This is a genomic window from Streptomyces mirabilis, assembly GCF_039503195.1.
GTDB lineage: Bacteria > Actinomycetota > Actinomycetes > Streptomycetales > Streptomycetaceae > Streptomyces > Streptomyces mirabilis_D.
Genome location: NZ_JBCJKP010000001.1, coordinates 10,178,220 through 10,190,505 on the forward strand (window position 1 = coordinate 10,178,220; position 12,286 = coordinate 10,190,505).

The following is a 12,286-nucleotide window of genomic DNA, read 5'->3' on the forward strand; positions in this document are numbered from 1 at the left end:
CGACCGGAAGGTGGCGGGGGCCGCGCGGACCGGGGCTCGCGCGGTCGGACGGTGGGCGGCGACGAGTCGGGGGTTCTCCAGCCGGTGCGCCAGCCGGGTGAGGGCGATCCGTGTCTCGGGACGCGCCAACGGGGCACCGAAGCAGCAGTGGATGCCGCCGCCGAAGCCGAGGTGTTCGTCGTGCTCGGCGTGGGTCGGGACGCCGACGGACTTGATCTCTTGTGCGCGGCGATCCCCGCCTGGGCGACGGCGTTGCCCCAGTGCTCCAGCGCGAGGTACTGGTAGTCGTGGACGGGGTGGGGGCAGCGGGCCACCTCGCCTGCGACGAACACATCGTCGGTCACGACGCCGTTGACGTCGACAGCACGGCACCGCGCATCGCACGCCACGCCCCAGTCCCCTGCCGCCGGCCCCGAGCTCTCCAGCTCTTCGACGTTGCGGATGCTGCCGAGAGCGGCCATCGCCACTTCGACGTCCAGAGTGCTGCCGTCGGACAGACGGGCGTGCCGCGGCCTCCCGCTGTCATCGCCTTCCAGTGACTCGACTCTGACGCCGCACCGCAGGCCGACGCCGTTGTCGCGCTGCATCTGCGCCGCGACCCCGCCGATCACCGCGCCCAGCACCCCGGACAGCGGGGCCGGGTCGCGCTCGAGTACGGTCACCTGCAGATCCAACTCGTGGCAGGCGGACGCTACTTCACAGCCGGTGAACCCGGCACCGATGACCAGCAACCGGCCGGGCCCGGCCGCCGGCCGCTGCCGCAGCCCTTCCGCGTCCTCCGCAGCGCGAACAGCCCGTCGAGCGCGGCCTCCGCCTCGTTCGGCCACGGGCGCGCCCGCACCCCGGTGGCGATGCTCGCGTCGGCGCTGCGGCTCGTGCCGGCGGCTGCCGGATTCACGGCTCGGCGGGGTTCTTTCCCCAGACGAAGACCTCGGTGCTCGGGAGGCGTTCGGAGAATCGGTCCGACGGGGACACCTCCCGCAGCAGGAGACGCACGTCCGACTCGAAGGCGGCGCGGCGCGCGCCGAACAGGTGCGGAGCCGAGAACGACATCGAGAACACCCCAGCGACGACGTCATCGCTCGTGCGCTCAAGCGCCTGCCCGCCGGGAACGACATGACGCCGAGGACCGGAGAATCCCGCGCGCGTGAGCACCGCCGCCTCGCCGCCGGGCGTGCCCTGCGGCAGCACCCCGCGCCCGGCGCGTCGTACCGGTCCGAGGTAGTGCCTGACCAACTCGTCCATCGCGGCATGGGGCACCGCTGGATACGGAAGACCGTCGACGGATCGATGCTCGGTCTTCAGATCCGAGATGTGCACGAACGCCCCGCCGGGCACGAGCATGTCCCTGATAGTGGCCGCCACCAGATCCCGATCCATCCAGTGGAAGGACTGGGCGAAGGTCGCCACGGTGAACGTCCCGAGACCTGCGGGCAGGTCCTCGGCCCGGACCCGCGCCCACCGCGACTTCCCGCTCACCCCCGCCTCGGCGGCTCCGCGCCCCGCTTCGGAGAGCATCCCGCTGTCCGGGTCCACACCGACGATCTCACCGAACAGGTGCGCAAGACCCAGTGCCAGGGTGCCCGGTCCGCATCCCACGTCGATCAGGCGCCCCCGCCCGTCGAGTCGCAGAACCTCGGCGAGCACGTCCGCGAGACCGGGTGCGTACGGGAGCCTTCCTCGTTGGTAGTAGGGGGCCGTCCCCGAGAACAACGTGTCGTCCCACTCCCAGCCGGCGACCACCGCCATCCGCCACCCTTCACAGAAACACAGGATTGCCCGACGGCGGTCGCCGCGCCGGTCAAGATAGCGAACGCACGGTTGCCGGATGACCAGTCCTGCTTCTTCCGGGCCTGTGAGGTCTGGACGCTGGGTGCCGGGCCTGTCTCTTCACCTTTGGCTGGGCGATGGGTAAGTCCCAGGAAGCGCCCGTATGTTGGCGCCCTCACGAATGAGGCGGAGCGGGAGGTCTTAGTGAACCGTCGGAGCGATACATCGAGCCCGGAGCCGAATCCGAACCCGGTTGGGCGTGAGTCCCGCCAGGACATCTGCCGCTGCTTCGACCAGATCCACGCCCAGCCGCGCGCTCGCGTCGGCTTCCACACCGAACGGCAGGACACCTTGGCCCCCGGCTGGCAGCATCTGCTGGCGCTCATCGACGAGGCGGCCGCCGACGGCCGGGAGGAGTTCCGTCCGCTGGTCGAGCTCAACCCCCAGGAACGGCGGCAGATCGTCACTCTGCCGCCGACCATCGCCAAGCTGACGGCGGTCAAGCACCTCATGCTCTACGGCAGCAACCTCGTCCGCATCCCACCCGAGATCGGGGCGATGACCAGCCTGGAGGAGTTCACCCCGTACACCTCCTACCGACTGCACTGGTTCCCGTACGAGATCACCAGATGCACGAGGCTCACCAGGAGCACGGTGAGTACACGCACTCTGTTCGGCAACTACAAGCTGCGGCCCCCCTTTCCGCGACTTCAGCCTGCCGAGACTTCGGTCGCCGGACTCGATACCGGCGACCTGGACCCACGCCGCTGGGGCGCGACAGCCATCTCCTCATGCAGCGTCTGCGACCGAGCGGTCGAGCTCGGCGGGCTCCACCCGGTCTGGATATCCCTGCGGGTGGCGACGGACGTGCTGCCCCTGCTGGTCAACGCGTGTTCGGCGCAGTGCGTTGCCGCACTTCCCCCGCCACCCGAGGGTTACGTCCGGTCCGCCCACGCAGGCGGCTCGGTCGGCCGACCCTCGACTGACCGGGACTGACCGGCACACGGCCCGGTCAGTCGATCCGTGCCTCGCCGTACGGCACCAGCCGCACCGGCCCGAGCAGCCCGTACGACTGACGCGTGGTACCGCCGTAGACCGCGGGATCGCTGACCCGCAGCCGGTTGGAGAGCGGGGTGGCGACCTCGACCTCGATGACATTGACCCCGCGTCCGAGCACGTCGCCCAGGTCCACCACCGGATGGATCTGGTCCACGGGGTCGAGGCGGTGGCCGTTCACGGTGACGCGGCAGGTGTCGGTGACGGTGCCCAGTTCCAGGCGGGCACCGTGGCCGCCGGTCCACTCGTCGTCGAGGGCGACCGTGGTGCGGTAGCGGCCGATTCCGGAGACGTCCGCGAGCTCGGCGATCTGCGACCAGGGCAGCAGTGCGTCGAGGGTGAGGTCGTGCTCGACGACGGTGGTGCGGTAGGGCGTGTCGCCGGGTCGCCAGTCCTGGACGTGCAGTTGCCAGGAGGCGAGATCCATCGGCGCGGGGACGGTCTTGAGTGTCGTCCGCACGGTGCGGCCTGAGGACAGGACGGTGCTGTACGTGCCTGCCGTGGTCGCCCGGACGGTGAGTCCGGCGTCGGTGAAGCGCACCTCGTCCGCCTCGCTGCCGAACGCGTGCGGACGGCTGCCGGCGCGGTCGCCGAAGAGACCGGGGCGGCCGAGGGCCAGGATCAGGGTCTCGGCGGGCTGGAGGGTGACGCGAGCGGTGACGGTGTCGCCGTCCTCGGTGTAGCGGGCGAGGCGCTCGGACCTACCGGTCCACGGGTCGAGGAGGTAGGGCACGGCGCCCGCGGTCGTGCGGCGCAGGGTGACCTCGTGGTCGATCGCGGCCACCGGCGGTTTGACGGTCTCGGCGTGCTTGCCGTTGCAGAAGTAGTAGTAGTCGACGCCGTCGGCCACGCGGTGGGCGTTGAGCAGGGTGGAGGAGGTCGCGTAGCCGACGTCGGGTGCCACCCCGAGGTCGGCGAGAGCGGTCGGGACGGCCGACTTGTCGGTGACCTGACGGACCAGCGGTTGGGCCACCAACTCGGTCACCACGGAACGCAGTGCGTCGCTCTCGCCGCTGTCCGGGACGCCGGGCGGTACGACGGTGTCCCAGGCGCCGAGCAGCACGACGGGCAGTCCGGCGCGGGCGAGGCGCAGCAGGGCGCGGGCGTCGGACAGCGCAAGGGTGACCGCGGAGCCGTAGAAGAAGTCGCCCTCGACGAACAGGGCCTTGTACGCCGGGCCTTCGGGTGCGAGGCGCCCGTGGCGCACGGTGGCGGCGGGCAGGTCGAGCAGCGGCCCACTGAGGAACTGGTGGGTCCAGCCCAGGGGGATGCCCGTCGCGGTGAACCAGGAGGCGCCGATGCCGGTGGCGGTGTACCCGGTCTGCCGGAACACCGCGACGTCGACGCGCGGGCGGCCGGTCTGCAGCACCTGGTGAACCCGGCCCAGGTACCCCGACACGTCCGCGACGTGCCGCCAGGTCGGATGCCGCGGGCCCCAGGACTCGCCATAGCCGACCGTCCCCTTGTACGGGGTGAAGGCGGCGTATCCGGGCCAGTTCACGCCCGGCAGCTCGGCGTAGGAGAAGCCGTGGACGACCGTCTGGTTGACCCCTGCCGCATAGGCGCCGCCCATGGTGCGCAGGAACTTCTGCCAGGTGGTGTTGTACGCGCCGCCGGCGTAGGCGCCCGCCTCACAGGACAACACGGCGTGCCCCGCCATGTCCCGGCCGCCCGCCAGGCAGCGGTAGTCGTCGAGGTTCTTGAAGCCGAGGGACTCGCCCTCGGGGATGTCCAGGAGCGCGGCCGAGGCGATCGCGTCGGTCTGCAGACCGTAGGGCTGGGACCGCAGTTCGAGGCCGAGGGAATGGGCCCAGGCGCGCAGGGCCGTCACATGGTGCCGGTTGAAGAGGACGGACACCGTTTCCCAGAAGTCGTGCCGGATCTGCCGGGTGACGGCGGCTTCGAACGCGAAGACCTGGTTGCCGTGGTTGAGGATCACGGCGGGCAGCAGCGGCAGCAGAGAGCGGCCGGTGTGGGCGAGGAACGCGTCCGGGAGGCCGGGCGTCCACTGGAGGCCGTCGGTCTCCAGCTCGATGGAGTCCTCGAAGAGCGCCCCGCCGGAGACCTTGAGCAGGCGCCGGACGGTGGGGGAGAGGAGGTGGGCCTCCCAGAAGTCGGTCACGGCGCGTGTGCCGGCCGCGCTGAAGTGGTCGACCACGTACGCGGCCGGGGCGGTGTGCGGGCCGCCCTCCGGAGTCTGCCCGGAACCGCGTACCCAGTAGGACACGATCACCCAGCTGCCGTCGTCGGGCGCGGTCCAGGCGAGCGAGCCGTCGGTGACGGCGCCGGTGAGGTCCCGGACCGAGTCCAGGTCGAGCCCCGTCTCCTTGCGGGTGGAGTTCGCGGTGTTCACCCGGGCGGCCTGCACCAGGAGCAACTGCTGCCGGGTCACGCCCGAGGCGGCGGCGTGGACCGGGGCCGGCACCGGACCGGTGTAGGCGGATCCCGCCGTCAACGTGGCCGTCCCGTAGGCGAGTTCCTTGACCGCCGCCTCGCTGTCCGGTGTGATGCCGGGGACCGCCGCCGGCCAGCTGGGGCCGATGGTCAGATCGACGGTGAGGCCGCGCCGGGCCGCCTGGCCGAGTGCCGCCTCCACTCCCGTCACCCACGCGGCGCTGCCCCAGCCGTGCCGCTCGGTGTCCAGGACCGAGGCGTCCGTGACGCTGTGATGGACCGCGGCTATCTCGGCCCCGCCGAAACCGGCGTCGGCGATCTGGTCGATCTCGCGTCTGATCTCGTCGGGCCGCACGAGGCCGTCGGGCCACCACCAGCGGAACTTCGGCCGGACGGCGCGCCCGGGCGTCGCGAAGGGCGACCCGACGGCGGTCGAGGCCCTCGCCACCGCGGGCAGGCTCCAGTCGAACGCACCGGCCGCGGCCGTGGCGACGGCGGCTCCGAGGAGGGCGCGGCGGGGAAGCCCCGAGCTGCGGGCCGGGGTGACGTTGCTCATGGATCTCGTCCACTCTCTCGGAGGGCAGCACAAACAGGACCCCTTCGGGGCCCACGCTTTTGAATCGTTTAAATCCCCCGGGAAGCTACGGCCCCGGATCGGAGAGCGTCAAGATCCGTGCACACCTTCGACCACCGTCGCGTCAGGAGGCGTGCGGGAGCTTCGCAGGCGGACATCAGGAAGTTGTCAGGGTGTGGGAAGACCCTCTCGCCCCCCTTTTTCCGGGGCGCAGGCGCTTACCATCGGCCACGTGTGCGCACATGTGCTGGTCGCGGAGGACGACGAGAAACAGGCGGAGCTGATACGCCGCTCACTGCTTCAGGAGGGACACACCGCGACCGTGGTCCACGACGGCGGGGCCGCGCTCGACGAGGTACGGAGGCACAAGCCCGACCTCGTCGTCCTCGACCTGATGCTGCCGGTGATCGACGGCTTCGGCGTATGCCGGGTACTGCGCCGGGACGGCGACATCCCCGTCCTCATGCTCACCGCCCGCTCCGCCGAGGACGACGTCCTGCTCGGCCTCGAACTCGGCGCCGACGACTACATGACCAAGCCGTACAGCCCGCGCGAGCTGATGGCCCGTATCCGCACGGTCCTGCGGCGCAGCGGGCGCCCGGCCGATGAGCAGGACCGGGCCGTACGGGCCGCCGGAATCACCGTCGACCCGGTCCGGCACGAAGTGCACTGCGACGGCGGGCGCGTGGAGTGCACCCCTGGCGAGTACGAGATCCTGCGCGCCATGACCGCGGAACCCGAACGGGTCTTCTCCCGGCGTCAGTTGCTCCAGTGCACCCGCGGTATCGACCGGGCCTCCACCGAACGGGCCATCGACGTGCACATCATGAACCTGCGCAAGAAGATCGAGCACGATCCCCGCCGGCCGGTGCGGCTGCTGACCGTGTTCGGCGTCGGCTACAAGCTCAGCGGTGGGCGCGGGTGAGCTCCGGCATACCGCTGCGCAAGAGGCTGCTCGTACGGCTGATGATCACCTCGGTGCTCATCGCCCTCTGCTCGGTGGCGGCGACGGCGTGGCTGGCGGTGCAGACGACGACTCGCGCCCTCCAGGAGGAGCAGGGACAGGTCCTCGCCCACGACACGGACATCCTCCGGCAGCTCAGCGGATACGCCGCCACCCACCCGAGCTGGGCGGGCGTCCAGGACACCGTGCGCCGGCTGTCGGCCGCCACCGGGCGACGGATCGCGCTGACGACGGCGGACCGTAAGCCGATCGCCGACTCCGCCAGGTCCCGCACCGCCCTGCCGCCCGGGGCCGCCGCCACCGTCGACCCCCTGCACACCGACACCTACTCGGAGCCAGGGGCCCAGCTCAGTGGCGTAGACCCGCGCGCCGTGGGGCCCTACCGGCTGACGCCTCTGGAGCGGGCTCGGCTGGGCAAGCTGGCGACTGTGCGGCAGAAGTGCGCCGCGCGCAACGGCGTCGACACCACGATCACCTGGACGCCGAGCGGTAGGCCCGTCCTGGCGGACGAGAACGGGATCCTCCCGAACTCGACCGTGCCCGACGTGTGCGCGGACGGACAGCTCAACACCCTGACGCACACCGAGGAGACAGCGGTGGCCAGGCTGGCGAGCCTTGCCGAGGCATGCCTGCGGCACAAGGACCTTTCTCTGCGCGAGAAAGGGTTCATCTCGCTGGAGTTCTCCAGCCTGGCCCCGCAGCCGCAGTTCGCCCTGGGGAGGGAGAGCCCGGGCGGACATCCCACGGCGAGGGAGGCGAAGGGGAACGAGTGTCTCGCCGAAGCGCGTCGCGAGCAGCTCGACCCCGATGTCGCTCCCGTCGCCGAGCTGTTCCTGGGCACGGGGGACAGGGCCCTCCCGCACTTCGACATGTCGAACGCCAACAAGGCCAAGATCGTTGGAGTCACCGGTCTCGTCCTGGCCCTCACCGTGGCCGTGACCGCGCTGGTCGCCACCCGCCTCGTACGCCCGCTGCGTGCGCTCACGCAGGCCGCGCAGCAGCCGTTGGAACAGCATGTACGGGTGCCCGTCACCACCCGCGACGAGACGGGCATCCTGGCGGTCGCGTTCAATGAGCTGACCGAGCGCCGGGAACGGATGGAGGCCCAGCGCAAGGCGATGGTCAGCGACATCGCGCATGAGCTGCGTACCCCGCTCACCAACATCCGCGGCTGGCTGGAGGTGACCCGCGACGGCATCGTCGACCCCGACCCGGAACTGCTCGCCTCCCTGCACGAGGAGGCGGTGCTGCTCCAGCGGGTCATCGACGATCTCCAGGACCTCGCGGCGGCCGACGCGGGCACGCTCGCGCTGCACCGCGAGGCCGTCCGCGCCGACGAGCTGCTCGCACAGGTCGCCGCGGCGCACCGGGTGGGAGCGGCAGCTGCGGGCATCGGGCTGCGGACGGGGACGGGGACGGACGGGACGTCCGCCCCGACGGGGAGCGGGGCTGCGTGGATCGACGCGGATCCGGTCCGGATGCGGCAGGCGCTGGGCAATCTGGTGTCCAACGCGATCCGGCACACACCGGACGGCGGTACGATCACCCTCTCCGCCCGGGAGGAGGAAGACCAGGTCGTCCTCGCGGTGGCCGACACCGGCAGCGGTATCGCCGCGGCGGATCTGCCCAGCGTCTTCGACCGGTTCTGGCGGGCCGAGAAGTCCCGCAGCCGGCGCACCGGCGGCAGTGGGCTCGGCCTGTCCATCGTTCGCCAGCTCGTGGCCGCCCACGGCGGTACGGTCGCGGTGGCGAGTGAACTCGGCGCCGGTTCGGTCTTCACCTTGAGGCTGCCCGCCACCGACCCTCCGGTTGACGGGGACGAGGTCCGCTGACCTGCGCAGGGTGGTGGTGGCGGTACCAGGATCCGCGTTCCCCCGTACAGGAGGGATCTGGTTGCCCCGGTGTTCTGGGAGCACCGTGGTCACATGAACACCACCAGGATGCCGGGGGCGAGCATTCGTGTCACGCCCCTGCGGTCGCTCGCGGGACGCACCTATGTCCCGCGCCGCGGAGGAAGCGGAAGAGGCGCGGAGAGGTCACGAGGGTCGGAAAGTCAGGTTCCAGCCGTCCAGGTGGCCGGGGTCGACGGTGAGGACGCCGGGAGTGTCGTCCATGACGCGGAGCCTCCAGGTGCCGTCGGCGGGGAGTGCCGAGGTGTCGACGGTGCGGGTCGCGTGCGGCTCCGCGCCGGTGTTCGAGGCGAAGTCCTTCACTAGGGCCCTGTCCGGCGGATCAGGCTGATGTCCTGGCGGCCGATGAATTCGTGGACGAGGTCGACGGACGGAGACTGGCCACTTCCCGACCGTGGGAAGTGGCCAGTGCGGAGTTCCTCACCGGAATACGTTGTCGGAATCGTCCCAGATCGAGGGCTCGCTCGGCGTGTACTCCCGCGGGACCCTCGACGAGGTCTGGTACATCGCGTCGATCTCGGCGGCGAAACGCCGTGAGATGGCGTCCCGGCGCAGCTTCATCGACGGGGTCAGCAGGCCGTTGGTCTGGTCGAAGGGTTCGGGGAGAACACGGAACACCCGGATCGACTCGGAGCGGGACACGGTGCTGTTGGCCGCGGCCACGGCGCGTCTGACCTCCTCCCGCAGCTCGTTCTCCTCCCGTGCGTCCCGTGCCGACGTGCCCCCCTTGGACCAGGCTCCGCGCCAGTGCGCGAGGAAGTCTGGATCAAGGGTGATGAGGGCGCCCACACACGGCCGGTTGTCGCCCACGACGACCGCCTGATGGATCAACGGGTGGACGCGCAGCCGCTCCTCGAGGGCCGCGGGAGCCACGCTCTTGCCGCCGCTCGTGATGATGACGTCCTTCTTGCGGCCGGTGATGGCCAGATACCCCTCGGTGTCGAGGCGCCCGAGGTCGCCCGTCGCCAGCCAGCCGTCCTGGAACGCGGCGTGCGTGGACGGGGGATCGTTGACGTAACCCTGGAACACCGAGGGCCCCCACACCAGGATCTCCCCGTCCTCGGCGACCCGGATGTCCGTACCGGGCAGGGCGCGGCCGACCGTTCCGAACTTCTCGCGCCCCACGGGCTGAGCCGTGATGCCGCCGCTCGTCTCGGTGAGCCCGTAGCCGTCGTGGATGACGATCCCGATGCCCGCGTAGAAGAGGGCGAGTTCACGGTTGAGCGGGGAGCCGCCCGACACCGCGCCGCACACTCGTCCCCCCAGGGAGGCCCGCAGCTTCCGGTAGACGGTCTTCTCGTAGAGGGTGTGCTGCAGACGCAGGTCGAAGCCGGGGCCGGAGCCCGTGCCCAGTCGCTGGCGTTCGGCGGCCGCGGCGAAGTCTTTCGCCGTCTGGACGGCACGCTCGAACAGAGCTCCGCGGCCCGTCCGTTGCGCGGTACGCAGGAAGTTCTTGTAGATCTTCTCGAAGACGAACGGAACGGCGTAGAGATAGGTCGGGCGGAAGGAGAGGAGCGCCGCGGAGAGCGTCTCCTCGCTGAGATCGGGCTCGTGTCCCAGCAGGATGCCGCCCCGCAGACAGAGCCCCTGGACCATGATGCCGTACACGTGCGAGAAGGGCAGGAAGGCGAGGATGGCGGGCTGCTCACCCGGGGAGCAGCCGTGTGTCTCCAGCCCTCGAGGAGGGTGTCGCAGGGGCTGGCGAGGTTGCGGTGGGTGAGGGCACAGCCCTTGGGGTGCCCCGTCGTCCCGGAGGTGTAGGCGATGACCGCGGTCGAGTCGGGCAGCACGATGCGGCGCAGCGAGTCCACCGTCGTCGTCGGGATCGCCCGGCCCCGCTCGACCAGCTGTGCCAGGGCCCCGGTGTCCAACTGCCAGACATGACGCAGCGACGGGAGCGACGCGCATGCCGAGCCGACCGTCATGATCCCCTCCTCGTCCTCGACGACCACGGCGACACAGCCCGCGTCCTGGAGGATCCATGCGACCTGCTCGTGCGACGAGGTCGGGTAGATCGGTACGACCTCGGCGCCGACCGCCCACAGCGCGTAGCTGAGGACGGTCCACTCGTAGCGCGTACGTGCCATGACGGCCACCCGGTTACCCGGGCGCAGGCCGGACACGACCAATCCCCGGGCCAGATCGACCACTTCGTCCCAGAGCTCGGCCGCGGTCACCGTCGTCCAGATGCCGGGATCGTCGGCGAGACGGCGTGCGACCTGCGGCAGATCCGGCTCGCGGCGAGCCGTTTCGAAGAGACTGTCGGCGAGTCCACCCTGCATCACTGTCGCAGCCGGTGAAGGATTTTCGAACGCGTGCATCGCCGCTCCAGAATTCTCCCCGGCACGACCCCACCGAGAGGCTCCGGTGCCGAGGATTCACGAATCTAGCCCAGAGCGACCACGACTGTGTCGGATTCAGGCAGCAGTTCGTCTACCGATGAGGTTACGGTCGCATCAGGGACCGCTCAGCACGGCCCCGCGGCGGCGGCAACGCCCGCAACAGCCCCGACAGCGGCCGCCCGCCGCTATTCCGCGAGCCATCGAGTAGGGACGGCTTCCGGTCATGCGCGGCTCAGGAGCGACTCCCGGGAGATGAGGGCGGTCGAGCCCGGTGCCGTACAGGCGTAGGCACCCGCGATCGCCCCGAGCCGGGCACACTCCTTCACGTCCCGGCCGGCGAGCCCGCCGTACAGGAAGCCGCACACGTACGCGTCCCCCGCGCCGTTGGAGTCCACCACCGGAGCGGACGGGACGGCCGCCGGAATGTGACAGGGGTCGGGGCCGCCGTCTCTGGTGAGCACGTAGGAGCCGTCCGCGCCCGCCGTGGCGACCACCGTGTGTGCCCGCCCGGCGCGGAGGATCTCCCGCATCAGCGCGGGGGCTTCGTCGCCCACGGCCGCCGCGCTGAAGAAGACGAGATCGGAGCGGAGGGCGAACTCCCGGTGGTGGTCCGCGAGGCCGTCCCAGTCGTGCAGATCGGTGGAGACGGGGACGCCGAGGTCCTCGATGTCCTCGTAGAGGAAGCGCCCGAAGTTCATGATGGAGAGGTGGACGTGGCGGGTGCGCCGCAGCCGCGGTAGGTAGAAGTCCCGGGGCATGCGCAGATCCGCCGGGTCGCGGCCGTCGTAGAAGGACATCCGGCGGCCGGACGCGTCCACCAGGTTGACCGCGCGCCGTGTTCCGGCGGGGGAGATCAGCGGGAGGAAGTCGACGCCGCCCTTGACCATCCGCTCGCGCACCTGTGTGCCGATCCAGTCGTCACCGATGCAGTCGAGCAATCCGACCGTGAGGCCCAGGGCCCGTACGCCGAGGGCGACGTTCCCTCCGGTGTGACCGGGCCACTCCTCGATCGGGCCGACATGGACGGAGTCGGTGAGCGGGACCGGCAGGGAGTCGACGCGGACGATGGTGTCCACGCCGGTGCCGCCGATCACCAGGACGTCGTATGTCCCGTAGTGGTCGTACGCGCTGTACGGGTCGTGGTCGTGGTCGCCGTTCTGGTTGCTTTCCGCGTGCTGTGGGATCACAGATCCATCTGCCCTCTCCTTCCCCGCCGCCCCCAGTATGGCGGGCCAATTGCTTGAGGTCCGGCGCTTCCAGGGGGAGATGCCTGACG

The 12,286-nt window shown here is 70.7% G+C and carries 7 protein-coding genes and 2 pseudogenes; 3 read left to right on the forward strand and 6 right to left on the reverse strand.

The window, feature by feature from the left end; translation table 11 throughout:
• Nucleotides 1-194 precede the first annotated feature (194 nt).
• Both AAFF41_RS46275 and AAFF41_RS46280 read right to left on the reverse strand, forming a co-directional pair.
• Nucleotides 195-853 (reverse strand): annotated as a pseudogene (locus AAFF41_RS46275) (FAD-dependent oxidoreductase); the annotation flags it as partial.
• Nucleotides 854-894: 41 nt separating this feature from the next.
• Nucleotides 895-1,749: a class I SAM-dependent methyltransferase gene (locus AAFF41_RS46280; protein ID WP_319750370.1), complete on the reverse strand. Its 855-nt coding sequence runs from the start codon at nucleotides 1,747-1,749 to the stop codon at nucleotides 895-897.
• A gap of 225 nt (nucleotides 1,750-1,974) precedes the next feature.
• Here AAFF41_RS46280 and AAFF41_RS46285 point away from each other — a divergent pair, with 225 nt between their 5' ends.
• The gene (locus tag AAFF41_RS46285; protein WP_319750369.1) at nucleotides 1,975-2,766 is read left to right on the forward strand and encodes a leucine-rich repeat domain-containing protein; all 792 of its coding nucleotides are present in this window, start codon (nucleotides 1,975-1,977) and stop codon (nucleotides 2,764-2,766) included.
• 16 nt (nucleotides 2,767-2,782) lie between these two features.
• Here AAFF41_RS46285 and AAFF41_RS46290 read toward each other — a convergent pair whose 3' ends face one another.
• Nucleotides 2,783-5,776: a glycosyl hydrolase gene (locus tag AAFF41_RS46290; protein WP_343325960.1), complete on the reverse strand. Its 2,994-nt coding sequence runs from the start codon at nucleotides 5,774-5,776 to the stop codon at nucleotides 2,783-2,785.
• A gap of 250 nt (nucleotides 5,777-6,026) precedes the next feature.
• Here AAFF41_RS46290 and AAFF41_RS46295 point away from each other — a divergent pair, with 250 nt between their 5' ends.
• Both AAFF41_RS46295 and AAFF41_RS46300 read left to right on the forward strand, forming a co-directional pair.
• A complete protein-coding gene (locus AAFF41_RS46295; protein WP_319750367.1) occupies nucleotides 6,027-6,719 on the forward strand; it encodes a response regulator transcription factor in 693 nt (230 codons plus the stop codon).
• Nucleotides 6,716-8,590: a sensor histidine kinase gene (locus AAFF41_RS46300; RefSeq protein WP_319750366.1), complete on the forward strand. Its 1,875-nt coding sequence runs from the start codon at nucleotides 6,716-6,718 to the stop codon at nucleotides 8,588-8,590. The genes AAFF41_RS46295 and AAFF41_RS46300 overlap by 4 nt, the downstream gene beginning before the upstream one ends.
• A gap of 204 nt (nucleotides 8,591-8,794) precedes the next feature.
• Here AAFF41_RS46300 and AAFF41_RS46305 read toward each other — a convergent pair whose 3' ends face one another.
• The 3 genes and pseudogenes from AAFF41_RS46305 to AAFF41_RS46315 form a co-directional block, all read right to left on the reverse strand.
• Nucleotides 8,795-8,971, reverse strand: a complete 177-nt coding sequence (locus AAFF41_RS46305) for a proprotein convertase P-domain-containing protein (protein WP_319750365.1) — start codon at nucleotides 8,969-8,971, stop codon at nucleotides 8,795-8,797.
• Between the two features lie 117 nt (nucleotides 8,972-9,088).
• Nucleotides 9,089-10,989 (reverse strand): annotated as a pseudogene (locus AAFF41_RS46310) (AMP-dependent synthetase/ligase).
• 242 nt (nucleotides 10,990-11,231) lie between these two features.
• Complete coding sequence (locus tag AAFF41_RS46315; protein WP_319750515.1) at nucleotides 11,232-12,107, reverse strand: carbohydrate kinase family protein; 876 nt, start codon at nucleotides 12,105-12,107, stop codon at nucleotides 11,232-11,234.
• Nucleotides 12,108-12,286 lie beyond the last annotated feature (179 nt).

Coding starts and splice junctions, on each gene's coding strand:
- AAFF41_RS46290 (WP_343325960.1), bottom strand. CDS start 5,776: ATGAGCAACGTCACCCCGGCCCGCAGCTCGGGGCTTCCCCGCCGCGCC.
- AAFF41_RS46280 (WP_319750370.1), bottom strand. CDS start 1,749: ATGGCGGTGGTCGCCGGCTGGGAGTGGGACGACACGTTGTTCTCGGGG.